The organism is Thiomonas sp. FB-Cd (assembly GCF_000733775.1).
GTDB lineage: Bacteria > Pseudomonadota > Gammaproteobacteria > Burkholderiales > Burkholderiaceae_C > Thiomonas_A.
In genome coordinates this window covers 359,345-385,064 of the sequence record NZ_JPOE01000005.1, presented here as the reverse complement: position 1 = coordinate 385,064, position 25,720 = coordinate 359,345, and the positions used below count along the sequence as shown (strand labels likewise).

The following is a 25,720-nucleotide window of genomic DNA, read 5'->3' as shown; positions in this document are numbered from 1 at the left end:
TTCCGGCGCAAGCCGCCCCGTTCCGGCATACGAATTCCCCAATGTTGAACTACGCATACCCTGACGCCCGTGGCCACTTCGGTCCTTACGGTGGCTCTTTTGTCGCTGAAACTCTGTTCAAGGCGCTCGATGAGCTCAAAGAAGCCTACGAACATTACCGCACTGATCCTGAATTCATTGCCGAATTCCAGCGTGATCTCAAGCATTTCGTCGGCCGCCCAAGCCCGATCTACCACGCCGAGCGGCTGAGCCGCGAGTTGGGCGGCGCGCAAATCTACCTCAAGCGCGAAGATCTAAACCACACCGGCGCGCACAAAATCAACAACACAATCGGTCAAGCCATGCTTGCCAAGCGCATGGGCAAGCCGCGCGTTATTGCCGAAACCGGGGCCGGGCAACATGGGGTGGCATCCGCCACGGTGGCGGCCCGCTACGGCATGGAATGCGTCGTGTACATGGGCTCAGAGGACGTCAAGCGCCAATCGCCGAACGTTTACCGCATGCACCTGCTGGGGGCCAAGGTGGTGCCTGTCGAAAGCGGCTCCAGGACCCTGAAGGATGCACTCAACGAGGCGCTGCGAGACTGGGTGACCAACGTGGAAAACACGTTCTACATCATTGGCACCGTGGCCGGGCCGCATCCGTACCCGATGATGGTGCGAGATTTCCAGCGTGTGATCGGCGACGAGTGCATCCTGCAAATGCCCGAGATGATCGGGCGTCAGCCCGATGCCGTGTTGGCCTGCGTGGGAGGGGGCAGCAATGCCATGGGCATTTTTTACCCTTATCTCGAACATGAGAAGGTGCGCCTGATTGGTGTGGAGGCGGGCGGAGAGGGGCTAACCACCGGAAGGCATGCAGCTTCTCTCTCAGCGGGGACACCTGGGGTGCTGCATGGCAATCGCACCTACCTGCTGCAGGACGCGGGCGGACAGATTATGGAGACCCATTCCGTATCGGCAGGGCTCGACTATCCTGGCGTGGGTCCCGAGCATGCGTGGTTGAAGGACATTGGGCGCGCCGAATATGTTGCTGTGACCGATACGGAGGCGCTGGCGGCTTTCCATAAGTTGTGTCGTACCGAGGGCATAATCCCTGCGCTCGAATCCAGCCACGCACTGGCGCAGGCCATGAAGATGGCGCCTGAAATGCGCAGCGATCAGGTCTTGCTGGTGAATCTTTCTGGCCGCGGTGACAAGGATATTGGCAACATCGCCGATCTCACTGGCGCGCAGTTCTTTTGCAGGCCATCATGCCGTCAGGAAGCAGCACGATGAGCCGCATCGCATCAACTTTCGCGCAACTCGCAGCTGCCGGGCGTAAGGCGCTGATTCCCTATGTGACAGCAGGCGACCCTCTTCCCGAGGCCACCGTGCCGCTGCTGCATGCCTTGGTGGCGGCCGGCGCCGATGTGCTTGAGCTGGGTATCCCATTTTCCGACCCCATGGCCGACGGACCGGTCATCCAGCGCGCCAGCGAGCGAGCGCTGGCGCGCGGTGTGAACTTGGCGCAGGTTTTGGGTTGGGTGCGCGAGTTTCGCGTGCAGGACGACCGTACGCCCTTGGTGCTCATGGGTTATGCGAACCCCATTGAACGCTTCGGGGTGGCAGCATTCGTGCGTGACGCTGCGCAAGCGGGAGTGGACGGTGTCCTGGTGGTTGACTATCCGCCCGAAGAGGCAGCTGACTTTGCCGTGGCGATGCGGGCGGTGGGAGTCGACCCTATTTTCCTGCTCGCACCCACCTCCACCGAAGACCGCATGGAGCAGGTCGGTGGGTTGGCCAGCGGCTACGTCTACTATGTGTCGCTCAAGGGCGTAACTGGGGCAGCCACCTTGGACGCTCACGCCGTATGCGAGCGGTTGCGGGCCATACGTACGCATGTGCAGCTTCCGCTGGGCGTAGGGTTTGGCATCCGGGACGCGGACAGCGCTCGGGCCGTCGCAGCCTGCGCCGATGCCGTCGTGATCGGCTCGCGCATCATCGAGTTGATGGAAAACCAACCCGTCGCGGCGAGCCTGCAGGCTGCAGCCGATTTTGTGCGTACGATTCGCATCGCGATCGACACGCCGGCGTTGGCGGTTGCCGCCACGCAGGCGCACCAAGACTGGAGTGCATCATGAGTTGGCTTGAAAAACTGCTTCCCCCAAAGATTCAGCATTCGGAATCTGGCAGCCGCCGCCAGATGCCCGAGGGCCTGTGGATTAAATGCCCTTCATGCGAGACGGTCCTGTACAAGACGGATCTGGAGCATAATCAGTACGTTTGCCCGAAATGCGCACACCACATGCGTATCGGGGCCAGGCAGCGCCTGGACGCGCTGCTGGACGGCGAGGGTCGCTACGAGGTTGGCCAAGAAGTGCTGCCGGTCGATTCACTCAAGTTCAAGGACAGCCGTAAATATTCCGAACGCCTGAAGGAGGCCTTGGAAAATACACAGGAAACCGACGCCCTGGTGGTCATGGGGGCGCGATCCAGAGCATTGCTGTGGTTGTGGCTTGTTTCGAATTCGAGTTCATGGGCGGCTCAATGGGCTCGGTGGTTGGCGAGCGTTTCGTGCGCGGCGTCGAAACGGCGCTGGAGCAAAAGGTCCCTTTTCTTTGCTTCACCGCCACGGGCGGCGCGCGCATGCAAGAAGGTTTGCTCAGCCTGATGCAAATGGCAAAGACAAATGCTGCCCTGGCGCGGCTGGCGAGCGCGCGCATTCCCTACATCAGCATCCTGACCGACCCCACGATGGGCGGTGTGTCGGCAAGCTTTGCCTTTGTCGGGGACGTGGTCCTGGCTGAGCCCAAAGCCTTGATCGGTTTCGCCGGCCCACGGGTCATCGAAAACACGGTGCGCGAAAAGCTTCCCGAAGGATTCCAGCGCGCCGAATTTTTGCTGCAAAAAGGTGGTGTGGACCGTATTGTCGACCGGCGCGAGCTGCGCGACGAGTTGGCCCATCTCCTGGCAATGCTGCAGCGCCAACCGGCTGATGCTGTTGCCGGCTGATCCCACAGCGCAAGAGCCGCTTGCAGTCAGAGTGACGGCACACCGGGCCGCGGGCGACGTGCCCATGCAACATTGGAATTTGCAGCAATGGCTGGCGCATGCCGAAAGGCTGCATGCGCAGGCCATCCAACTTGGTCTTGAACGCGTCGAGCGCGTGCGGGCGGTGCTCGACCTGCGATTTTCATGCCCGGTGTTCACGGTGGCGGGAACCAACGGCAAGGGTTCGACCTGCGCGTTTATCGAACACATCCTTCTGGCAGCGGGATATCGTGTCGGTGTCTACGGCTCTCCGCACTTGGTGCATTTCGAAGAGCGCTGCCGCATCGGCGGCCGCATGGTTGAAGAAGCCGCCCTTTTGCCGCACTTCCTTGCCGTCGAGCAAGCCAGGGTCAGCTTGCAGCCGGCCCCAGACCTGACCTATTTCGAATTCACCACATTGGCGATCCTGCGCTTGCTTGCTGAGTCGGGGCTGGACGCAGTGGTGCTGGAAGTCGGGATGGGTGGTCGTCTGGACGCGGTCAACGTGGTGGACGCGGATTGCGCCATCGTCACGAGCATTGCGCTGGACCACACCCAGTTCCTCGGTCCGGATCGTGAGGCGATTGGTTTTGAGAAGGCGGGGATCATGCGGCCGGGCCGTGCGGCGATCGTCGCTGACCCGGATCCTCCCCAATCCGTGTTGCGCCAAGCACGCGACATCGGAGCCGACCTGTGGCGCATGGGGCACGAATTTGGCTACACGGCCGCTGGGCAGCAGCAGTGGAGCTATAAGGGGCCCACGCTGAAGCGCTCAGGCTTGGCCTACCCAGTAATGCGCGGCGTCAACCAGTTGCTGAATGCCAGCGCGGCACTGGCAGCGCTGGAAGCGCTCCAGGAACGCCTGCCCACCAGCGCGCAAGATGTCCGCCAGGGACTGGCGCGGGCTGAATTGCCGGGGCGCTTTCAGATTCTTCCCGGCCAGCCGACTGTGGTCCTGGACGTCGCGCACAACCCGCATGCCGTCGCGGTATTGGCCGAGAATCTCGATGCCATGGGCTTCGCCCCTTGTACCCATGCCGTGTTTGGTGCGATGGCGGATAAGGACGTGGCGCAAATGATTGAACGCATCGCACCTTTGGTGGACCGTTGGTATGTGTGCGATCTACCCACGGCGCGTGCCGCGCGTGCCACGCATATCGCACAGGTGCTTGAGCCACGCTTACCCCCAACGGCAAGGGTTGTCGGGTCCTACGCGGATCCATCTGCCGCGTTCGGCGAGGCCATCTCGGTCGCCGAGGCGCCCGATAGAATTGTGGTTTTCGGCTCGTTCTACACGGTCGGTGGCGTGTTGGCACAAGGTGTGCCGCGCATTGACGGCCCCCACTTGACGCATTCATCCTCATGAAAATCCCTGGAAAACGCGGCAAGGATGCCAGCCGAGCGCCCAATGCCGCGGCGGCCGGCGCCCAGGCGCAAAGCGAAGAGACCCTGCGCATACGTGCAAGGCGCCGCCTCATCGGCGCCGTGGTGCTCGTGCTCACCGGCGTGGTTGTGTTTCCTCTGATTTTTGAGACGCAGCCTAAACCTGTGGTGTCGACCATGTCGCTGGTTATTCCGTCCCAAAGTCAGGCAAGCATCGCGGCGGCGCCCGCGCCCCGGGTACCAGCGGCCGATGCGCGCGCCGCGGCCGCAATTGCCGAATCGTCTGCCGAAATGGCCAGCGCGCCGCATGGCCTTGGCGCTCGAGCTAAAGAGCGGGCAAGCCCAATCCCCAGCGACGAGGAAAAGTCCAAGGCAGGGGGTACGGCGCAACAGTTGAAGGCACCGACGGCTGCGTCTCAGGCGGGGGCGACGTCCAGCCAGTCGCAAGAGGCGCCTGCCGCGAAACCTTCAGCTGCGGCCAGGCAGGCGCTGGCGCGAGTGCAGCCGGCTGGCGCTGTCGCGGCGCCCACCAAACATCAGCAAACGCAACACCAGATTGCCAGCGCCCGGGTCGCTCTGGCAGCATTGGAGGGCAAGCAACCCGATCAGATCTCGACCCAGCAAGCGGAGGCGGCATTGGCGAAATCCGCCGGGGCTGTGGCTGAACCCAATTCCGCCCGATACGTCATTCAGGCGGGGGCTTATGCCGATACGCGTGTCGCGCACCAAGTGCGGCAGAAGATCGAGCACGCCGGGTTCAAGACCTACACTCAAGTTGTGGATACGGCTGGCGGCAAGCGCATCCGCGTGCGTGTTGGCCCCTTTGCCAGCCGCCAAGAGGCCGACAAGGCGCTGGCTCGCATCAAGGCTCTGGGCTTGGTCGCTGTCGTGCTAACTCTGTGAGTACGCTGGACTGGCTCGTGATCGCCGGCCTGGGGCTGTCGGCTTTAGTGGGCATGCTGCGTGGTGCAGCCTACGAACTGATCACCTTGGCGGGCTGGCTGGTGGCGTTTGTCGTTGCACGCCAGTTCTCGCCCTGGCTGGCCGACAGATATCTGCACGGGATTGCCGCACTATCCTTGCGCAATGGGGTGGCATGGGTCGCCTGTTTCGTACTCACGGTCCTTGTGGTCGGACTGATGGCCACTGTGATGCGGCTGTTGTTGCGCTCCACAGGTCTGGGTCTACTTGACCGAAGCATGGGTGCGGTGTTCGGGTTGCTGCGCGGCGGCGTACTCTTGATGCTCGCGGTGCTGGCGGCGCGCTATACGGCCCTGCCCGAAAGCCCGATGTGGAAGACTTCCTTGCTCATCCCCCCGGCCACGGCAGCCGTCGCCGAGTTGCTCCCGTTGCTGCCCATGGCGGCAACCCAGGCGTTGCCACAACGATAGTCCCGGATTCATCTATTCAGCGTTTCAGTCTTGGAGTGCACGCATCATGTGTGGAGTTGTTGGCATCGTTTCCAAACAGCCGGTTAATCAGCTGATTTACGACGCTCTGTTGTTACTGCAGCATCGCGGACAGGACGCGGCGGGCATCATCACCGGGCACGGTGGCAAGTTGTATATGCAAAAGGCCCGCGGCATGGTGCGAGACGTGTTCCGCACACGCAATATGCGCGGATTGCCTGGGAATTACGGACTGGGTCAGGTGCGCTACCCGACCGCAGGCAGCGCTGACAGCGAAGAAGAGGCTCAGCCCTTTTACGTCAACGCACCGTTTGGCCTGGCGCTTGCGCACAACGGGAACCTGACCAACACGGAAGTGCTGCGCGATGAGTTGACCACCCGGGACCACAGGCACATTAATACCGGCTCGGATTCGGAGGTTCTGCTCAATGTGCTCGCACGTGAGTTGGATCTTGCCTCAGATGGTTTGCCACTGAAGGCAGCCGACCTGTTTCGAGCCGTGCGGGCAGTGCACCGGCGCGTTCGCGGCTCGTATGCCGTCGTCGCGCTCATTGCCGGGCACGGACTTTTGGCTTTTCGCGACCCGTATGGCATCCGCCCCCTATGCCTCGGCATAAACGAGGCTGACGGCGACATCATGGTGGCGAGCGAGTCCGTAGCGCTGGAAGGCAACGGATTCAAGTTGGTGCGCGACATTGCACCGGGTGAGGCCCTGTTTGTGGACCTTCAGGGGCGTATGCACGGTGAGCAATGCGCGGAGCATCCCACGTTAAACCCATGCATCTTCGAGTTCGTCTACCTTGCCAGGCCCGACTCGGTGCTTGATGGCATCTCTGTTTACCAAGCGCGGCTAAACATGGGCGAGACCCTTGCTCAACGGGTCATCTCCACGATGCCGCCCAGCGAAATCGACGTGGTGATCCCGGTCCCCGAATCCAGCCGGCCTTCGGCCATGCAGTTGGCGTGGAAGCTCGGGCGACCCTACCGCGAGGGCTTCGTCAAGAACCGCTATGTCGGGCGCACCTTCATCATGCCGGGGCAGGCCGTGCGCAAAAAATCCGTGCGGCAGAAGCTCAATGCCATTTCCCAGGAATTTGCCGGCCGCAACGTCCTGTTGGTGGATGATTCGATCGTGCGCGGTACGACCTCGCGTGAAATTGTGCAAATGGCGCGTGAGGCCGGTGCACGCAAGGTGTATTTGGCGTCGGCAGCGCCTCCCGTGCGGTATCCGAATGTCTATGGCATCGACATGCCTACCGGCGGCGAATTGGTTGCGCACGGGCGCGACATTGAGCAGGTGCGGAGCATCATTGGCGCCGATGCGCTGATCTACCAGGACCTTGAAGCCATGAAGCGTGCCGTGCGCCGTGTGCGAGAGGACATCACCACATTCGAGGCATCCTGCTTTGACGGCGTTTACATCACCGGGGATGTCGACGCCGCGCTCAGAGCGGGGCTCGCTGCAGCTCCCGGTGAGGTCCCAAGTAGCCGGTTGAACCTGCAAAGTGCCGAACAAGAGGAGCCACAGTCGTGAATGCCGATGAGCCACGCGCTTGCACCGGAGCGCCGCATTGGCATCCCGATACCTTGGCCGTGCGAGAAGCCGTCGAGCGCACGGCGTACGGCGAGCACAGTGAGGCGTTGTTCCTAACCAGCAGTTTTGTTCAGCCAAGCGCACAAGCGGCCGCATCCCGTTTTGCGGGAGAGGAAGAGGGCTACATCTACTCGCGCTTTTCCAATCCAACTGTGGACAGCATGGAGCGCCGGTTGGCTGCTCTCGAAGGCACTGAGGATGCGATCGGCACGGCGAGTGGCATGGGTGCCATCCTGCTGCTGTTGTTCGGTTTGCTCAAAGCCGGCGACCATATCGTGTGTTCCCAGTCGGTGTTTGGCGCAACCATTAAGCTCATCGCCGGCGAATTCGGAAAATTCGGGGTGGCCAGCAGTTTCGTGCCACAGACTGATCTGGACGCCTGGAAGGGCGCAATCCGTCCCGGTGTGACCAAGTTGTTGTTTGCGGAGACACCCACCAACCCGCTCACCGAGGTGTGCGATATCCGCGCGTTGGCCGATCTCGCGCATGGCGCGGACGCCTTGCTCGCGGTGGATAACTGCTTTTGCTCACCAGCGCTGCAACGGCCGGTGATGTTCGGCGCCGACCTTGTTGTCCATTCGGGAACGAAATACCTGGACGGCCAAGGCCGAGTCATTGCCGGAGCTGTGTGCGGGACGCGCGATCTCATTGAGGGCAAGCTGCTGCCCGCACAGCGCAGTGCCGGCATCAGCCTGTCGCCTTTCAATGCCTGGGTGGTGCTCAAGGGTATGGAAACGCTTTCCTTGCGCATGCACGAACATAGCAGGCGCGCCCTGCTCCTGGCGCAATGGTTGCAGGCGCAGCCAGCCGTACGAAAGGTGCATTACCCCGGCTTGATTTCACATCCCCAGCACGCGTTGGCCATGGCGCAGCAATCCGGGCACGGCGGTGCCGTGCTGTCTTTCGATGTGCAAGCGGCCACGCCCGAGCAGGCACGTGAGCGTGCCTTTCATGTCATCGACCAGACCCGGCTGTGTTCGATTACGGCCAATTTGGGCGACACGAAAACCACGATCACCCACCCGGCCAGTACTTCGCATGGTCGTCTGAGCGAACAGCAGCGCCAAGCGGCGGGCATCAGCCAGGGGCTGATCCGCATCGCCGTCGGCCTTGAGCACCCGGACGATATCCAAGCTGACCTTGCGCGCGGGCTCGGCACCTTGCGTTGAGCCTTTTCCACACTCCGAATCCATGTCAGCATGAGCGCAACCATTGCACCCATTCGCACCCGTTTCGCGCCCAGCCCCACGGGTTTTATCCACTTGGGCAATATCCGTTCGGCTCTCTATCCGTGGGCTTTTGCCCGGCATCATGGTGGAACTTTTATCCTGCGTGTCGAAGATACCGACACGGAGCGCTCCACGCAAGAGGCGGTCAAGGTCATCATTGACAGCATGGACTGGATGGGACTGCATTACGACGAAGGCCCGTATTACCAGATGCAGCGCATGGAGCGCTACCGCGCAGTGCTGGATCAACTCGTGGAAGGCGGCCATGCCTACCCCTGCTACATGAGCACCTCGGAGCTCGACGCGTTGCGCGAGCGGCAGATGGCCGGGGGACTCAAGCCACGCTACGACGGTACGTGGCGGCCAGAGCCGGGCAAGGCATTGCCGGAGGTGCCCGCAGGCGTGCAGCCTGTGCTGCGGTTTCGCACGCCTGCGCAGGGCAGTGTGGGTTGGGATGACAAAGTCAAGGGTCGCGTTGACTTCGCGAACGATGAACTCGACGACTTGGTCATCGCGCGTCCCGATGGCACACCAACCTACAACTTCTGTGTTGTGGTCGACGACATTGACATGCGCATTTCGCATGTGATTCGTGGAGACGACCATGTCAACAACACCCCGCGGCAAATCCATATCTTTCGTGCGCTCGGTCATGAGCCCCCTGTTTACGCGCATCTGCCGACCGTGCTCAACGAGCAGGGCGACAAGTTGTCGAAGCGTAACGGTGCCAGGAGTGTGCTGCAGTACCGTGATGAAGGGTATCTCGCCGATGCAATGGTGAATTACCTTGCCCGCTTGGGCTGGTCGCACGGTGATGCGGAAATCTTCACGCGCGAACAATTCGTGCAGTGGTTCGATCTCGAGCACCTGGGTCGTTCTGCCGCGCAGTTCGACGGCGAGAAGCTTAAATGGGTGAACGCCCATTACCTGCGCGCCCTGGCACCGGCGGATCTGGCCCAACAGGTGCGCCCCTTCCTGCAACGCCTGGGACTGCGTGAGCAGGGGGTTGACCTGGCAGCCGCGGCGACGTTGTTGCGCGAGCGTGCGCACACGCTCTTGGACGTCGCACAACTCTGCGGCATGTTTTATGCTGAACCCGAGCCGGACGCCGACTTGTTGTTGCAGCATCTCACCCCTGCTGCACGCGCCGCAATTTTGGATCTGCGCTCGGTACTGCAGGCTTTGCCTGTCTGGGAGGCGCCAGCCATCGCAGCAGCGATGAAACAGATTCTTGGCACTCACCAACTCAAGATGCCGCAGGTAGCCATGCCTTTGCGCCTGCTCGTCACAGGGCGGTTGCATACGCCTTCCCTGGACGCGGTCCTGGCCCTATTCTCGCGCGACACCGTGATGCATAGGCTGGCAAGCGTCGCTTGAGGGCGAACGGAGTCTAGGACAAATAGGTCGCTTAAGCGCGCTTGATGTTGTGCCTTCGCGACGTTTTGGGTTACAATTACATGTGTTGATCAAGCGGGTCGGTTCGACTTGAACCCGCTAATCATTGTTTCGATGACCCAAGTTCCGTTAGAGGGCGAGCCGTGGCGAAAACGACTACTACGCGCAAAACCGTGGACTCCGATACCGATGTTCTGGCCAACAAGCCACAGGCATCCAAGGAAGCCAATCCCTGGGATCTCATGATGGAAAACGCTGCCGAAGTGGCTTCGACATTTCGCAAGCGCCCCCAAGTCAAGGTCTCCTCACCTTGGCGCGAAGGTTTCGGTCGGCCACTGTCCCAGCGCTCCCGCGAAATCTACGAGCACATTACCGCCAATAAGACGCGGCTCAAACAGAAATAAGCTTTGGTTTTTGGCCCCGATTGGGGCTGGTGAAGGGGGCAGCCTGTTGAAGCTGTCCCTGGACCCTGCCAAGGCAGGCATCGCTTGCCTGCCGGGTGGCCACAGCGATCATGCCAAGACGGAATGGCTCATGGCGGTTGCCTGGCAAAGGCAGCCGTCGGTGCGCATTCATGGCGTGTACGCAAGGGGCCAACATTACCCTAACCCGGACGGCGCCGGTTCGGATACCCCCGTTTTTCGATGCACCGTGGGACTATGGCCTTGGGACTGTACCCACTGAACGGCTGCGCAAGCAGGTGGGCTTAGGCTAGCTTGGCCAGCGCGTTGGCGCAGCCTTCAACGAGCTTTGGCCCATGGTAGATCAGCCCCGTGTAGATTTGCACAAGATTGGCGCCGGCCTCAATCTTTTCGACGGCGTCCGATGGTTTCATGATGCCTCCCACACCGATAATCGGATAGGTCGGGCCAAGGCGCGTGCGCAGTTGCGTGATCACGCGCGAGGATTGCGCACGTAATGGTGCTCCGCTGAGGCCCCCGGCTTCATCCGCGTGCGGAAGACCGGCGACAGCTTCGCGCGCGGTGGTCGTATTGGTGGCAATCACGCCGTCGATTCCATGGCGCATTAGCGCATCGGCCAAGGCGGTGATTTGCTCGGGCTGCAAGTCAGGCGCCACTTTCACGAGCAGCGGAACGTGCTTGCCGTGTAATTGTGCGAGTTTTTCACGTTCGTCCGCCAAGCCGTCAAGCAAACCCTCCAGCGCCTCATCGGTCTGCAATTGTCGCAAGCCTCGGGTATTGGGGGAGGAAACGTTGATCGTCACGTAATCGGCATGGGCGTAGACGCCGCGCAGGCAGGCCACGTAATCGGCTAGAGCGTCCTCAATCGGCGTGGCTGCATTTTTGCCAATGTTCAGGCCGAGTGGGACCTCTCGCCGGCTGTGCCGGACATGGTTCAGAAAGGACTGCAATCCCGCGTTGTTGAAACCCATGCGATTGATCAGTGCCTGCGCTTCGGGTATCCGGAACATGCGCGGCTTGGGGTTTCCGGGCTGCGGTCGAGGTGTAACGGTTCCGACCTCAACGAAACCGAAACCAAGGGTCGCCAATGCATCGATGGCTTCGCCGTTTTTATCCAGTCCAGCGGCTAGACCCACGCGATTGGGGAATCGCATGCCAAGCAGATGCACGGGGTCGTGCACGCGCGCATGTGCGTACAGCAGTGCTAACCCCGACTCATGCAGCAGACGCAGGCTGCGCAGCGTCAACGTATGGGCCACCTCGGGGTCGAGGAGAAACAGCAGCGGACGGACCAACGCGTAGGGCAGGAGCATGTGGACGGAGGCGGGAGGATGTCTTCGGATCACCGTGCATGGCGAGGCGAGCGGCGATAATACGGCCACCCTTTTCACAATCAAGAACATGACACAGGACGAACTCAAACAAGCCGTGGCGCGAGCCGCGCTACGCCACGTGCCAAATGGCGCAATCATCGGCGTGGGGACTGGATCGACGGTCAATTTTTTTATCGACGCCTTGGCTACGCTCAAAGACCGGGTGCGCGGCGCGGTGTCAAGCTCCGAGCGCAGTACAGAGCGCCTCAAGGCCTACGGTATCCCTGTGCTGGATTTGAATGCGGTGGATGACCTCCCGGTGTACGTGGATGGCGCGGATGAGATCGACGCAAACGGCGCGATGATCAAGGGCGGTGGCGGAGCGCTCACACGCGAGAAGATCATCGCCGAAGTGGCTGCACAGTTCGTGTGCATTGTCGATGCCAGCAAGCTGGTCCCGGTGCTGGGCAAGTTCCCGCTCCCGGTCGAGGTGGTGCCGATGGCGCGGGAACTCGTGGTGAGACGATTGCGGGCGCTGGGCGGCGAGCCCAAGCTTCGTGAGGGCTACGTTACCGACAACGGAAACGTCATTGTCGATGTGCACGGCTTGGCCATCACCGAGCCGCGCCAAGTCGAGAACACAATCAACCAGATCCCAGGTGTCGTGACCGTGGGCCTGTTCGCACGCCGTGGTGCCGACTTGGCGCTGGTAGGCACGGCCGGCGGTGTCGAGGAGCGCTCATTCCGCTAATGGCGCCCGCTACAGGTCAGAATTGGAAGCCGGGTGGAGCTTTGGGGTTCGGCGGAGGCTGAACCGGTGATGCAGGCAGTGCGTCTGCGTTGTCTGCCTTGTTGGCGCCCGCGCGCGATGCACCAGGGGTCGGCGCCAGTGGCTCGGGTGCGGCGAACGTGTAGTCGTCGGGCAGGATGGATCGCTGCGGATAGCCGGCGGTCGTGAGCGCTTGGCTCCAGGCTCCAGGGTCGAAGCCCACGCGCAATTGCACACCGGCCACGGTCAGAAGCGGCAGTGTTTCGGAGCCATGGCTCACACGCTTGTATGCCGTGACATCGGCTGGGGTGGTGATGGTCTTGTCGGTGTAGGGCACGCCTCGCGCGCGCAAGAACTTGACGCCGTCGTCACAGGCGGGGCATTGGGGTGTCGTGTAGATCACAACCGGGTATTGGCGCACGACGGGCGCAAGTTCCGTGGGAATGACGCTTGCGCCCTGACCGCGTTGTGTCGGAGCGGGGATGCCGATGCGCTGGACCTGTTCTCCAGCGCGGCTCGGTGGAATGTCGGTAAACGTCACGTGCCCGTCCGGGCCGATCACCTTGTACACCGCCCAGGCTGAAGGCGCCAGCAGCAAGGCCAAAACCGTGGCGAGAGGAATGGTGCGTGGATGCATGGGCAGCGAGTCTCCAGGGGTCGGGTTGGGGTCAGGCCGATGCGATCATGCCTTGGTGGCGCAGCAGGGCATCAATGTTGGGATCGCGCCCGCGAAACGCGCGGAAGGACTCGAGCGCTGGGCGACTGCTTCCGCGGGCGAGGATCTCGTCGCGAAAGCGCGCACCGATGCCGGCGTCGAGCACGCCTTGCTCCTCGAATTGTGCATAGGCATCGGCCGAGAGGACTTCGGCCCATTTGTAGCTGTAGTAGCCCGCTGCATAGCCGCCGGCGAAGATATGCGAAAAACTATGCTGGAAACGGTAGAAGTCCGGCGGAAACACGACCGATACCTCTTGCCGTAAGGCGTCGGCAATGTCTGCCACGGCCTGTGGCGTAAAGCTTGAAAGGCCATGGTGCAGTCTCAGGTCAAACAGCGAGAACTCAACCTGGCGAAGGGTCTGAAGCCCCGCCTGAAAGTTGCGCGCGGCCAGCATGCGGTTGTAGAGCGCGCGCGGCAATGGCGCGCCGCTGTCAATGTGGCAAGTGAGCTTGTGCAGGACATCCCATTCCCAGCAAAAATTTTCCATGAACTGACTGGGCAATTCCACCGCATCCCATTCGACCCCAGAAATGCCGGAGGCGGCAATATCGTCCACCTGGGTCAGGAGGTGGTGCAGTCCATGTCCGAACTCGTGGAACAGGGTCTGCACGTCGTCGTGCGTAAGCAAGGCTGGATTGCCACCGACGCCAGCGGCGAAGTTGCATGTCAGCAACGCAACAGGTGACTGAAGTTGCCCGCCAGGGCGTAGCCAGCGGGCCCGGGCATCATCCATCCAAGCACCTGAGCGTTTGCCCGGTCGTGCATGCAGATCCGTGTAGAACTGCCCGACCAAGCCGCCTTGTGGTGTTTCCACGCGCCAGAGTTGAACTTCGGGGTGCCACGTCGTGCCGTGCCCAGTGGTGTCTTCGTGAATGCGCACGCCAAATAGCGTCTGCACCAATTCGAACAGCCCGGTCAGCACCTGCGGTTCCGTGAAGTACTGCTTGACCTCCTGTTCGGAGTAGGCGTAGCGGGCTTCACGCAAGCGCTCGGACGCATATGCGATGTCCCATGGCGCCAACCCGGGCAGGTCCAGATGCTCCGCGGCGAAAGCACGCAAATCCGCCAAGTCTTGCTGTGCATAGGGGCGCGCCCGGCGTGCCAGATCAAGGAGGAAGCCCTCGACTTGGGGAGGGCTGTCCGCCATTTTGGGCTCAAGCGAAAGCTCGGCGTACGTGGTGTAACCCAGCAGCCGCGCCTCCTCGTGCCGCAGTGCGAGCAATTCGGCCATCACCTGAGAGTTATCGAGCAAGGGGTCGCCCAGATCACTCGCCCGGGTTACGTAGGCGCGGTACATGTGCTCACGAAGGCCGCGGTCACGCGCATATTGCATCACCGGAAAGTAGCTTGGCTGGTGTAGCGTGAACACATAGCCATTCTTGCCGGCCTTGGCTGCTTCGTCGCGCGCGGTGTGCAGGACGTCATCTGGAACGCCAGCGATCTCATCTTCGCCCGCTGACAACGTGAACGCGGTGGTGGAATCCAGGAGATGTTCGGAGAAGGTCTGCGCGAGTTCGGCACTACGTTCCTGGATGCGTACGTAGCGCGCACGGGCATCGCCCTGGAGCTCGGCTCCGCCCAAACGGAAATCACGCAATGCGTGCTCGATGATGCGTTGACGCGTCGCGCCAAGTTCGGCAAAAGCCGCGCTAGCGCGCAATCGCTTGTATTGGGCGTAAAGCCGCTCGTCGGCTCCCAGTTCAGTCCAGAACTGGGTGACCTCGGGCAGCATGGCATTGAAGGCGTCGCGCAGCTCGGGCGTGTCGGCAACAGCATTGAGATGGCCCACGACGCTCCAGGCGCGGCTGAGGAGTTCGGTACCCAGGTTCAGCGGGTCGACGACAGCTTCCCATGTGGGGGGCGTCGAAGGGTCAGTGACTTGCTTCAGGGCAGCACGTGCCTGCGCGATGAGTTCAGTGATGGCTGCCTTGACATGCTCGGGACGCACCTCGGCATAGGCAGGCAGCCCGGAGAAGTCGAGGAGAGGATTGTCTCGGGGATGAGGATTCGCCGTCATGGTGCGTATTCAGTACTGTTCACAGGCTTGAACGGTGTTGGCGAGCAGCATGGCGATGGTCATCGGCCCCACGCCACCCGGCACCGGCGTGATCCAATCGGCCACGCCTTCAGCCGAGGCGAAGTCGACGTCTCCACACAGGGTCCCGTCCGGAAGTCGGTTGATGCCGACGTCAATGACGACGGCACCCGGCTTGATCATGCTGCCTGTAATCATCCGCGGCTTGCCCGCGGCCGCCACCAACACGTCGGCTTGCCGGCAGGTGGCGGCCAGATCCGGCGTACCGCTGTGGGCGATCGTGACTGTGGCGTCGGCTCCTAGCAGCATAAGCGCCATGGGTTTGCCGACGATGTTGGAGCGACCCACGACCACAGCATGCTTGCCGCGAAGATTGCTCATTCCGACATGCTCAAGCATGCGCATGCAGCCCAACGGCGTGCAGGGTCGGAAGCCCGGTTGGCCCACCATCAGGGCGCCGGCGTTGGCCACGTGAAAACCATCGACGTCCTTTCGAGGCGAGATCGCCTCGATCACACGTTGCGCATTGATATGCGGGGGCAGGGGAAGTTGCACGAGAATGCCGTGCACTCCATCGTCCTGATTCAGCGCGTGAATGCGCGCCAGAAGTTCGCCTTCGCGCAGTTCGGCGCCGTACGTCTCATGGATGGATCGGATGCCGGCCTGCTTGCAGGCGGCAATCTTGTTGCGAACGTAGACTTGGCTCGCCGGATCGCCGCCCACCAAAATGACCGCCAATGCGGGCTGGCGCCCAGATGCAGTCAGCGCAGCGGCGCGTGCGGCCACTTCGGTGCGAACTTGAGCGGACAGGGTCTTGCCATCAATGCGTCGAGCGGTCATGAAATTCGTATCCTAGGGAACAGGACGCCGCAACGCCAAGCGATGCAGGACGCGGGCGGATCTACTTGCTGGCGCCCAGGGCAATCTTCAGGAGATCGGCCACGGTATTGGCGCCGAGCTTCTCCATGATGTTGGCGCGATGCGCTTCCACGGTCTTGATGCTGATGTTGAGGTCATCGGCGATCTGCTTGTTCAGGCGCCCGGCCACGATACGCTCAAGAACTTGTGATTCCCGGCTGGTCAGCTTCGCCAGCAGGGCTTCGCGGCTTGCGCTCTGGGCATGTTCCTCGAGGTCGACACGCGCCTTTTGGAGCATGCGGTCGACAAGGTCGCGGAGCTGGTTTTCGTTGAACGGCTTTTCGATGAAGTCGATCGCGCCTTTTTTCATCGTCGCCACAGCCATGGGAACGTCTCCATGGCCGGTAATAAAGGCCAGCGGCATGTTTACGCCGCGCTGGATCAGCCGGTCCTGCAACTCCAGGCCGCTCATGCCGGGCATGCGCACGTCGACGATCAGGCAGGCGACCTCGCGCGGGTCAAACCGCGTCAGAAAGGTCTCAGCAGAGTCGAAACAACGCACCCGGTAGTCGTTGCCTTCGAGCAGCCATTGCAATGAGTCGCGCACTGCCTCATCGTCGTCAATGACGTAAACCGTCCCTTTGCTTGCAGGTTTCATGGGCTCGTGTGTTGAAGTGCAGAAGGATCAATGGTGTTAGTGGCTGTCACCCGGTGCATGGTGCCTTGCGTATCGCTTGTCACTTTTCGCCGGCGGGCCCGGTCCAGCTGTTGCCTGACTCAGATCCTTGGCGCCTCATTTCATGCCCCTCACCTGCGGGTATACGCGGCACCGGTTCAAGCGGCAGCGTGAATCCGAATACGCAGCCTGTCAAAACGTCGTGATTGTATTGGTTCTCGGCCCACAATCGGCCTTGGTGGAACTCGATGATGGAACGGCAGATATTGAGCCCAATGCCAAGGCCCTCCGCCTTGGTCGTGTAGAACGCCTCAAACAGGTGACTCATAACGTCTTCAGGCACGCCGGTGCCATTGTCCCGCACGATGAACGTGGCTTGCTGCGCGTCAGCAGAAATGGCAAGTTCGATGCTGCGGGCCACGCCTGTGCGTTCGGCCTTGTCCACCGACTCCGCGGCGTTGCGCAGCAGGTTGAGCAGAACTTGTTCGATCAGAATCGGGTCGGCTTGGAGCGGCGGGATACCCGCGGCAATATGCGTGAAGAGACGGACGTTGCGCCGCCGCAATTCGATCTCGGCCAGTTCCAGCGTGTTGTGCACGATGTCCTGTACGCGGCACAGTACACGGTGCGGCTCGCTTTTTTTCACGAAATCGCGTACGCGCCGGATGACGGCGGCGGCGCGTTGTGCCTGGCGAGCCGTCTTTTCCAGCGTGGCCTTGAGATCTTGCGGCGGAAGCGACTGATTCTTCAGGCGCGCAATCATTCCGCTGCAGTAGTTGTTGATTGCCGTCAGCGGTTGGTTGAGTTCGTGCGCCAGCGACGAGGCCATTTCGCCCATGGCGATCAGTCGGCTGGTGATCTGCGCCTTTTCCTCCTGTGTGCGCGCAACTTCTTCGGCTTGGTGGCGCGCCGTGACGTCGGTGGCGATGAGCATCTGCACGACGCGGCCATCGACCCATTGGATGTAGCGTTGGCGCACGTCGAACCAGCGGTCAAGTGCGGGCACGTGGATTTCGTGAGCCTGCGCTTGTGGATTGATGAACTCGCCGGCTGGCAGGCCAGCGAAGGCGTCGACCTCGTCATGGTTGTCTTGCGCGGCGAATGCGGGTGGATCCTGGCCGCTGAGGAGATGGTGTCCATGCGCCGAGGCTCCGAACCACTGGCGGTACAGCTTGTTGGCGAAGAGCTGCTCGACACGGTCGATGGCCAGCACCGACACGGCTGCATCAAGGCCTTCCAATACCGCGACGAATCGCTCGTGCGAGGCGGCCAGCTCCTGGCGGATGCGAGTGGGTTCGGTGATGTCGGTGACAGACGTGATCCAGCCAGTCTGGCGCTCGCGCGCGTCGATCAGCGCAGACACGTAAATGCGAGCGTCGAATTCGCTTCCATCCTTGCGGCGCAGCTTGAGTGCAAAGCCCGAAGGTGGCGCAAGGCCGTCAATGGTCTGCTGCAACGCCAATGCCATCTCGGCCGAGCGCCTCGGCGGCCAGTAAGGGTGGGGCGGAGCTCGGCCGACGAGTTCCCCTTCGGAGAAGCCGGTCATTTTGCAAAATGCAACGTTCACGTAGCTGATGCGCCCTTTCAGGTCGATGGCCTGCATGCCAGTGGAGAGGGAGTTTTCCATCGCTCTTCGAAAGGCTGTCTCACGTGTCAGGCTTTCCTGGGTTTGCAGGCGCTGACGCATTTGGCGCCAAGTTCCCCAAAGCATCCACAGCATCAATGCCGAGAGCATGAACACGGCCCAGTACAGGCTTCGCTGCGCCCAGCCGGGCGCCGTGTGGTAGCTGCTCACGCGCATGAACAGGCCACGTTCAAACGGGTGCAAGGCCACCAGGTACTGCAGTGGCTTGGTGCCGGTATTTGCTGAGGACGTGCTTGCCAGCACGTCCCGCTGGCTGTTGACGAGGGCTACGGCATAGCGCGTACTTAGCTCCTGAGCCACGGCGCCTCGAAGCATTCCATCCACCGAAAAGACCGCGCTGACCGTGCCGGCAAATTGCTGGTTTTGGAGTACGGGCGTGACCGATTCGACCACCCAGCCAACCCGGGGTAACGCGTAAGGCAGTGTGTAGGCGGTATGCAGGCTGCCCTGCGCTTGCGCATAGGCACTCTCGGAAAAAGCCAGCGCAAGAGGTTCGCCAGATCGCAGCAGTTTGAGGTCATGTGGGAGCGAAGGGCTGACGGCGACTTGCCTCACGGTGGCCTTTGCGTCCGTGGCATACACCATCAAGACGCTTGCATGCTGGTGAATGAAGCTGTGAGCCAGGAACTCGAAACGGGTAGGCTGGCGCGGCGACGATTCCAGCGCGTTGACCATGGACTGGAGTTGTTCCTGCATCAGTGCCATTTCCAGCCCCATGCGCTGTTGCGCCCATTCGCTGTCGCGCTGGAGTGTGTCGCGCTCACGCTGCAGTTCGGTTTGCTGGGTGTAGCGCACCAACGCAGCGGCGGCGCCAAGGAAAAGGACAAGCGACAGCAGCGGCCCGAAGAGAAGCAGGCGGTCTGCACCGCGCGTGCGCAGCAACGACTGGCCACGAAGGCGCCACCGCATGAGCGCAGTGTTCAGATGCGACGGAAAGGAAAGAAGGCGACGTGTGTTCACGCCCGCAGTCTATGTAACTTCAACGATTTGCCCGCGCCGGCCTGAAGGCCTACGGGTATGCCCGCAGCGAGCGCACTATCAGGCTGCGGGTAATTGCGCGATCATGGTCACCATGCATTGTTGGCGCGTGCCGATGCAATGGTGACGTCGGATTGATCGAAGCAAAAGCATGATATTTCATAATATAAAAAACGAGTTTGCCATTTGAAAAATTCTCTGTAATACTCGCGCCAAATCAACGAGGAGATAACCCATGTCCGCTGTACCCGAGTACCCCGCGTTCTCCCCTGCCAACGATAGTGACCCCCAGGAAACCCGCGACTGGCTTGACGCGCTGCAGGCGCTGATCGCGGCCGAGGGGCGTGAGCGTGCCCACTTTCTGTTGGAGTCCCTGATCGACCAGGCGCGCCAGGATGGTGTGGATATGCCATTCTCGGCGAATACGGCCTATGTCAATACCATTCCTCCCGACCTCGAAGAGCGCAACCCAGGCAACGTGGAAATCGAGGAAAGGCTTCGCGCCTACATGCGCTGGAACGCCATGGCCATGGTGGTGCGCGCCAACCGTCTGCACCCGGCAGACGGCGGTGACTTGGGCGGCCATATCGCCTCCTTTGCCTCGCTGGCGACCATGCTGGGGGCCGGTTTTAATCACTTCTGGCATGCGCCCACCGCAGACCACGGTGGGGACCTGGTCTATTTCCAGGGACACAGCGCACCTGGCATCTATGCGCGCGCCTTCATGGAAGGGCGGCTGACCGAAGACCAGTTACTCAATTTTCGCCAGGAGGTGGATGGCAGGGGATTGTCGAGCTATCCGCATCCCAAGCTGATGCCCGATTTCTGGCAGCTCTCCACGGTGTCTATGGGCCTGGGGCCCATCATGGCCATCTATCAGGCGCGCTTCCTGAAGTACTTGCACGCGCGCGGCATCGCTGATACATCCAAGCGCAAGGTCTGGGTGTTTTGTGGCGACGGCGAGATGGATGAGCCCGAATCGCTCGGCGCAATCGGTCTGGCAGCGCGGGAAAAACTCGACAACCTCGTATTCGTCGTCAATTGCAACCTCCAGCGCCTGGACGGCCCGGTGCGCGGCAATGGCAAGATCATTCAGGAGCTTGAAGCCGAGTTCCGGGGGTCCGGCTGGAACGTCATCAAGCTCATATGGGGTTCATACTGGGATCCGCTGCTAGCGCGGGATAAGGATGGCATCCTGCGTCAGGTCATGATGGACGTGCTTGACGGCGATTACCAAGCCATGAAGGCCAACGATGGGGCGTTCGTGCGTAAGCATTTCTTTGGCCGCCATCCCAAGCTTCTGGAGATGGTCAAGAACATGAGTGATGAGGACATCTGGCGCCTGAACCGCGGCGGCCACGATCCGCAAAAGGTCTACGCCGCGTTCCACTCCGCCGCCCATCACCAGGGTCAGCCCAGCGTGCTGCTGGTCAAGACCATCAAGGGCTACGGCATGGGCCAGGCGGCCGAAGCGCGCAACGTGGCGCACCAGGTCAAGAAACTCACGGATGAGGACATTCGGGAGTTTCGTGACCGCTTCAACATCCCCATCCCTGATCACGAATTGCCCGGCCTTCCATTCTTCAAGCCTGCCGACGATACCCCGGAGATGCAATACCTGCACGCTCGTCGCAAGGCGCTGGGCGGCTATCTGCCCCAGCGCCGGAGAAAGGCCGACGAGCATTTGCCGATCCCCGATTTGGCCGATATTTTCAAGCCGATCCTTGAACCCACCGCCGAAGGCCGCGAAATCTCGACCACTCAGGCCTATGTGCGCTGCCTGAACCAGCTTCTGCGCGACAAGGTCCTCGGCCCGCGCGTGGTGCCCATTCTCGTCGACGAGACTCGCACCTTCGGTATGGAAGGCCTGTATCGCCAGATTGGCATTTATGCGCCCGAGGGCCAGAAATACACGCCAGTGGATCGCGGCGAGGTGATGTACTACCGCGAGGACAAGGCTGGCCAGATTCTTCAGGAGGGGATTACCGAGGCAGGAGGCATGTGCTCGTGGATTGCCTCGGCCACGTCCTACTCGCACAGCAATCGCATCACGATTCCTTTCTACATCTATTACTCGATGTTTGGTTTTCAGCGCATCGGGGACTTGGCATGGGCGGCGGGCGACATGCTGGCGCGTGGCTTCCTGCTTGGCGGCACATCAGGGCGCACCACGCTCAACGGGGAGGGCCTGCAGCATGAGGATGGCCACAGCCAGATTCTGGCTGCCAACATTCCCAATTGCATCAGCTACGACCCGTCATTTGCCCACGAGGTGGCCGTTATTCTGCATAGCGGGCTAAAGCGCATGGTCGAGAGTCAGGAGGACGTCTATTTCTATATCACCCTGCTCAACGAGAACTATGCGCAACCTGGGCTCAAACCCGGCACGGAGCAGGAAATTCTCAAAGGCATGTATTTGCTCAAGGAGGGGCCCAAACTGACGCCCCGCGTGCAGCTGCTGGGCTCGGGCTCGATTCTGCGCGAAGTCTTGGCCGCCGCAGATTTGCTGGAAAAGGACTGGGGGTTGCCGCCAATGTGTGGAGCTGCCCGAGTTTCAACGAACTGGCGCGCGATGGCCGGGATGCCGAACGCTGGAACCTTCTGCATCCCGCGCAGCCGCAACGTCAAAGCTTCGTGGCGCAACAGCTCGATAAGCATCCGGGCCCGGTGGTGGCTTCGACCGATTACGTACGCCTGTTCGCCGAGCAGATCCGCCCCTACCTGCCGAAGAGTCGCAACTACCGGGTGCTGGGCACGGATGGTTTTGGGCGATCCGACACGCGCAGCAAGTTGCGCCGGCATTTCGAAGTTGACCGCCATTTTGTCGTGCTTGCTGCGCTGCGCAGCTTGGCTGAAGAAGGCGCGCTGCCGCAAGTCAAGGTGGCAGAGGCCATCGCGAAGTACGGCATTGACCCCGATCGCATCAACCCTTTGCTGGCCTGAGCCCGCCGCCCCTCGAAAGAGCCAGACGCGGCATGCGCGGGGCGAACGACAACTGGAGACGAGAACATGGCAGTGATGGAAGTGAAGGTTCCGGACATCGGGGATTTCAAGGATGTGGAGATCATTGAGGTACTGGTCAAGCCGGGGGACCGTATTGCGCTGGAGCAGTCGTTGATCACGGTGGAGAGCGACAAGGCGAGCATGGAGATTCCAAGCGGGGCTGCGGGGGTGGTGAAGAGCCTTCGCGTCAAGATTGGAGACAAGGTCAGCGAAGGTTCGGTGATTTTGGAGCTGGAAGCTGATGCGCCTGCCGCTGTGGCGGCACCCGAAACGCCGGCAACGGCTGCCTCGGCGAGCACCGCGGCTGCAGCCGCTCCAGTTGCCGCGGCATTGGCGCCTGCAAGTGTGGGCGTGGGCTTCGCATCCGAGCCGATCAAGCATGTGCCGCCTACCGTGGCCTTGGAGCCTGTCGTGCCGGGGCCTGCCGCAGCGCATTTGCCGCACGCCTCACCGACGGTGCGACGCTTGGCGCGGGAACTCGGTGTGCCATTGGTTGAGCTCAAGGGCACAGGCCCGAAAGGGCGTATTAGTTCTGAAGACGTTCAGGCCTTCGTGAAGGCCGTGATGGCAGGCAAGGCCATCACCCAGGCTGCTGCTGCAGCAGGCGTGGGTGCGGCGCGTAAAGGGGGGGAGGCGGGCCTTGGCCTAAGTCTGCTGCCTTGGCCAAAGGTGGACTTTGCCAAGTTCGGCCCCGTTCGCACGGAGCCGTTATCGCGCATCAAGAAGATCTCTGGGCCGAATCTAGCCCGCAATTGGGCGATGATCCCTCACGTCACGCAGTTTGATGAGGCCGACATTACCGAACTTGAAGAATTCCGCAAGGTCAGCAATGAGCGCCTCACCAAATCTGGCGTGAAGCTCACCATGCTGGCTTTCGTCATGAAGGCTTGCGTCTCGGCCCTCAAGCAAATGCCGGCGTTCAACGCCTCGTTGGACGAGAGTGGCGAGAACCTCGTCCTGAAGGACTATGTGCACCTGGGTTTTGCCGCTGACACTCCGCAAGGGCTCGTCGTACCCGTCTTGAAGGATGTGGACAAAAAGGGGCTCTCCCAGATTGCGTCCGAAATGGGGCAGTTGGCGGCATCTGCGCGTGAAGGCAAGCTCAAGCCATCAGACATGCAGGGGGCCTCGTTCACGATTTCCAGCCTCGGTGGTGTGGGCGGAACGGCCTTCACCCCGATTATCAACGCCCCGGAGGTGGCCATCCTGGGCATGTCCAAATCGCAAATCAAGCCGATTTGGGATGGCAAGGCCTTTCAGCCACGGCTGATGTTACCCATGTCACTGTCGTACGACCACAGGGTGATCGACGGTGCGATGGCTGCGCGTTTCACCACCCTGTTGGGTGAGCTACTCGCCGACATGCGTCGCGTGTTGCTGTAACGCGCGCAATGCACACGATATGCCGCCACAACTGGAGACGAGAACATGGCAGTGATGGAAGTGAAGGTTCCGGACATCGGGGATTTCAAGGATGTGGAGATCATTGAGGTACTGGTCAAGCCGGGGGACCGTATTGCGCTGGAGCAGTCGTTGATCACGGTGGAGAGCGACAAGGCGAGCATGGAGATTCCAAGCGGGGCTGCGGGGGTGGTGAAGAGCCTTCGCGTCAAGATTGGAGACAAGGTCAGCGAAGGTTCGGTGATTTTGGAGCTGGAGGCTGATGCGCCTGCCGCTGTGGCGGCACCCGAAACGCCGGCAACGGCTGCCTCGGCGAGCGAGCGGCTGGTGACGGCGCCCACGCCCGCGCCCACGTCAATTGATGCTCGCGCCGTGGATCATGAATGTGACCTGTTGGTACTGGGCGCTGGCCCTGGGGGCTATTCCGCTGCGTTCCGCGCGGCGGACCTCGGCCTGAAAGTCGTCTTGGTCGAGCGTTACGCAAATCTGGGCGGAGTGTGCCTGAATGTCGGTTGCATCCCAAGCAAGGCGCTCCTGCACGTGGCCGCAGTCATGGACGAGGCCGCGCATTTTGCCGACTTGGGCGTGACATTTGGCACACCGACTGTGGATCGGACGAAACTTGCCGCGCACAAGACCAAGGTGGTGGGTAAGCTCACCGCAGGTTTGGGCGCAATGGCCAGAATGCGTAAGGTCGCCATTGTGCGCGGCTACGGTAGTTTCGTGGATGAGCATCATGTGGCCGTGGAGATTACGGAAGGTGTTGCGCAGGACAAGACCGGTGTGACCCAGGTTGTTCGCTTCAAGCGCGCGATCATTGCCGTGGGCTCGCAAGCGGTGCGCTTGCCTTTCCTTCCGGACGATCCGCGCATCGTTGACTCCACCGGTGCGCTTGCGCTGGCTCAGATGCCGAAGTCGATGCTCATCATTGGGGGCGGCATCATTGGGCTTGAAATGGGCACTGTGTATTCGACGTTGGGCGCGCGGCTCGACGTCGTGGAAATGCTGGACGGGCTGATGCCGGGGGCTGACCGCGATTTGGTGCGCGTCTGGCAAAAGCTCAATACGCGCCGATTCGACCGCATCATGCTGAAGACGAAGACGGTGGGGGCGGAAGCCAAGCCCGATGGCGTGTGGGTGCGTTTCGAAGGAGAGGGCGCACCGGCCGAGGCGCAGCGTTACGACATGGTGTTGCAAGCCGTGGGGCGGTCACCCAATGGCCGCAAGATTGGCGCAGACAGGGCGGGCGTGGCGGTAAGCGAACGAGGCTTCATTGCGGTCGATCAGCAGCTGAGGACGAACGTGCCGCATATCCATGCCATTGGCGACGTTGTGGGCCAGCCGATGCTGGCGCACAAGGCTGTGCATGAAGGACACGTGGCAGCAGAAGTCTGCGCCGGTGAGCTCAAGGGCGATGGGGCGCTTGCGCGCAGCGCATTCGATGCTCGCGTGATCCCAAGCGTGGCGTACACCGATCCCGAAATTGCCTGGGTCGGTCTCACCGAGGATTCGGCCAAGGCACAGGGCATCGCGGTGACCAAGGGCCTGTTCCCCTGGACGGCATCGGGCCGTGCCATCGCGAACGGACGGGACGAGGGATACACCAAGCTGCTGTTCGACGCCGACACGCACCGAATTGTTGGCGGTGGAATCGTTGGCACGCATGCGGGCGACCTGATCGGCGAAGTCGCACTAGCCATTGAGATGGGCGCGGATGCCGTAGACATCGGGCGCACGATCCACCCCCATCCTACGTTGGGAGAATCGGTCGGCTTAGCAGCCGAGGTGGCAGAGGGTTCTTGTACGGATTTGCCACCTGCCAAGCGCTGAGCGTGGATTGCGACACTGCTCTCTCCGCATGCTGCTGCGGCGAGAGCAGTT

General features: G+C 61.5%; 18 protein-coding genes and 2 pseudogenes. 14 read left to right on the top strand and 6 right to left on the bottom strand.

Annotation, left to right across the window (positions count from 1 at the left end):
- Nucleotides 1–41 precede the first annotated feature (41 nt).
- From trpB to CD04_RS0115315, 10 genes and pseudogenes are all read left to right on the top strand, one after another.
- The gene (gene trpB, locus CD04_RS0115360; protein WP_031408333.1) at nucleotides 42–1,277 is read left to right on the top strand and encodes a tryptophan synthase subunit beta; all 1,236 of its coding nucleotides are present in this window, start codon (nucleotides 42–44) and stop codon (nucleotides 1,275–1,277) included.
- Nucleotides 1,274–2,122, top strand: a complete 849-nt coding sequence (gene trpA, locus CD04_RS0115355; RefSeq protein ID WP_038168452.1) for a tryptophan synthase subunit alpha — start codon at nucleotides 1,274–1,276, stop codon at nucleotides 2,120–2,122. The genes trpB and trpA overlap by 4 nt, the downstream gene beginning before the upstream one ends.
- Nucleotides 2,119–2,993: pseudogene (accD, locus tag CD04_RS22090) on the top strand (acetyl-CoA carboxylase, carboxyltransferase subunit beta). The gene trpA and the pseudogene accD overlap by 4 nt, the downstream one beginning before the upstream one ends.
- Nucleotides 2,994–3,057: 64 nt before the next feature.
- A complete protein-coding gene (gene folC / locus CD04_RS0115345; protein ID WP_031408329.1) occupies nucleotides 3,058–4,377 on the top strand; it encodes a bifunctional tetrahydrofolate synthase/dihydrofolate synthase in 1,320 nt (439 codons plus the stop codon).
- The gene (locus CD04_RS0115340) at nucleotides 4,374–5,297 is read left to right on the top strand and encodes an SPOR domain-containing protein (protein ID WP_038168450.1); all 924 of its coding nucleotides are present in this window, start codon (nucleotides 4,374–4,376) and stop codon (nucleotides 5,295–5,297) included. The genes folC and CD04_RS0115340 overlap by 4 nt, the downstream gene beginning before the upstream one ends.
- A complete protein-coding gene (locus tag CD04_RS0115335; RefSeq protein WP_031408325.1) occupies nucleotides 5,294–5,785 on the top strand; it encodes a CvpA family protein in 492 nt (163 codons plus the stop codon). The genes CD04_RS0115340 and CD04_RS0115335 overlap by 4 nt, the downstream gene beginning before the upstream one ends.
- A gap of 46 nt (nucleotides 5,786–5,831) precedes the next feature.
- A complete protein-coding gene (gene purF, locus CD04_RS0115330; RefSeq protein WP_031408323.1) occupies nucleotides 5,832–7,337 on the top strand; it encodes an amidophosphoribosyltransferase in 1,506 nt (501 codons plus the stop codon).
- The gene (locus tag CD04_RS0115325) at nucleotides 7,334–8,566 is read left to right on the top strand and encodes an O-succinylhomoserine sulfhydrylase (protein WP_051849331.1); all 1,233 of its coding nucleotides are present in this window, start codon (nucleotides 7,334–7,336) and stop codon (nucleotides 8,564–8,566) included. Before purF ends, CD04_RS0115325 begins: the two co-directional genes overlap by 4 nt.
- A gap of 30 nt (nucleotides 8,567–8,596) precedes the next feature.
- On the top strand, nucleotides 8,597–10,003 hold the full coding sequence (gltX, locus tag CD04_RS0115320) for a glutamate--tRNA ligase (RefSeq protein WP_031408319.1): 1,407 nt from the start codon (nucleotides 8,597–8,599) through the stop codon (nucleotides 10,001–10,003).
- A gap of 161 nt (nucleotides 10,004–10,164) precedes the next feature.
- Nucleotides 10,165–10,425, top strand: a complete 261-nt coding sequence (locus CD04_RS0115315; protein WP_031408317.1) for a hypothetical protein — start codon at nucleotides 10,165–10,167, stop codon at nucleotides 10,423–10,425.
- 302 nt (nucleotides 10,426–10,727) lie between these two features.
- On the opposite strand, the gene CD04_RS0115310 is transcribed toward CD04_RS0115315, so the two are convergent.
- Nucleotides 10,728–11,756 (bottom strand): quinone-dependent dihydroorotate dehydrogenase, encoded by a 1,029-nt coding sequence (locus CD04_RS0115310; protein ID WP_031408315.1) that lies wholly within the window; start codon nucleotides 11,754–11,756, stop codon nucleotides 10,728–10,730.
- An 88-nt stretch (nucleotides 11,757–11,844) separates the two neighbouring features.
- Here CD04_RS0115310 and rpiA point away from each other — a divergent pair, with 88 nt between their 5' ends.
- Nucleotides 11,845–12,507, top strand: a complete 663-nt coding sequence (rpiA, locus tag CD04_RS0115305) for a ribose-5-phosphate isomerase RpiA (protein ID WP_031408313.1) — start codon at nucleotides 11,845–11,847, stop codon at nucleotides 12,505–12,507.
- 16 nt (nucleotides 12,508–12,523) lie between these two features.
- Here rpiA and CD04_RS0115300 read toward each other — a convergent pair whose 3' ends face one another.
- The 5 genes from CD04_RS0115300 to CD04_RS0115280 all read right to left on the bottom strand — a co-directional run bounded on the left by CD04_RS0115300 (nucleotide 12,524) and on the right by CD04_RS0115280 (nucleotide 19,366).
- Entirely contained in the window at nucleotides 12,524–13,162 is a 639-nt protein-coding gene (locus CD04_RS0115300) for a glutaredoxin family protein (RefSeq protein ID WP_038168448.1), read from the bottom strand.
- Nucleotides 13,163–13,193: 31 nt separating this feature from the next.
- Complete coding sequence (locus CD04_RS0115295; protein WP_031408309.1) at nucleotides 13,194–15,260, bottom strand: M3 family metallopeptidase; 2,067 nt, start codon at nucleotides 15,258–15,260, stop codon at nucleotides 13,194–13,196.
- A 9-nt stretch (nucleotides 15,261–15,269) separates the two neighbouring features.
- On the bottom strand, nucleotides 15,270–16,118 hold the full coding sequence (folD, locus tag CD04_RS0115290) for a bifunctional methylenetetrahydrofolate dehydrogenase/methenyltetrahydrofolate cyclohydrolase FolD (RefSeq protein WP_031408307.1): 849 nt from the start codon (nucleotides 16,116–16,118) through the stop codon (nucleotides 15,270–15,272).
- Between the two features lie 61 nt (nucleotides 16,119–16,179).
- Nucleotides 16,180–16,794 (bottom strand): response regulator transcription factor, encoded by a 615-nt coding sequence (locus tag CD04_RS0115285; protein ID WP_031408306.1) that lies wholly within the window; start codon nucleotides 16,792–16,794, stop codon nucleotides 16,180–16,182.
- Between the two features lie 79 nt (nucleotides 16,795–16,873).
- Complete coding sequence (locus CD04_RS0115280; protein ID WP_051849329.1) at nucleotides 16,874–19,366, bottom strand: PAS domain S-box protein; 2,493 nt, start codon at nucleotides 19,364–19,366, stop codon at nucleotides 16,874–16,876.
- Nucleotides 19,367–19,670: 304 nt separating this feature from the next.
- Here CD04_RS0115280 and aceE point away from each other — a divergent pair.
- The 3 genes and pseudogenes from aceE (at nucleotide 19,671) to lpdA (ending at nucleotide 25,669) form a co-directional block, all read left to right on the top strand.
- Nucleotides 19,671–22,378, top strand: a pseudogene (aceE, locus tag CD04_RS22085) (pyruvate dehydrogenase (acetyl-transferring), homodimeric type).
- 66 nt (nucleotides 22,379–22,444) lie between these two features.
- Nucleotides 22,445–23,821 (top strand): dihydrolipoyllysine-residue acetyltransferase, encoded by a 1,377-nt coding sequence (gene aceF / locus CD04_RS0115270; RefSeq protein WP_051849328.1) that lies wholly within the window; start codon nucleotides 22,445–22,447, stop codon nucleotides 23,819–23,821.
- Nucleotides 23,822–23,866: 45 nt separating this feature from the next.
- Nucleotides 23,867–25,669 (top strand): dihydrolipoyl dehydrogenase, encoded by a 1,803-nt coding sequence (lpdA, locus tag CD04_RS0115265; RefSeq protein ID WP_031408300.1) that lies wholly within the window; start codon nucleotides 23,867–23,869, stop codon nucleotides 25,667–25,669.
- The last annotated feature ends 51 nt before the right edge of the window (nucleotides 25,670–25,720 follow it).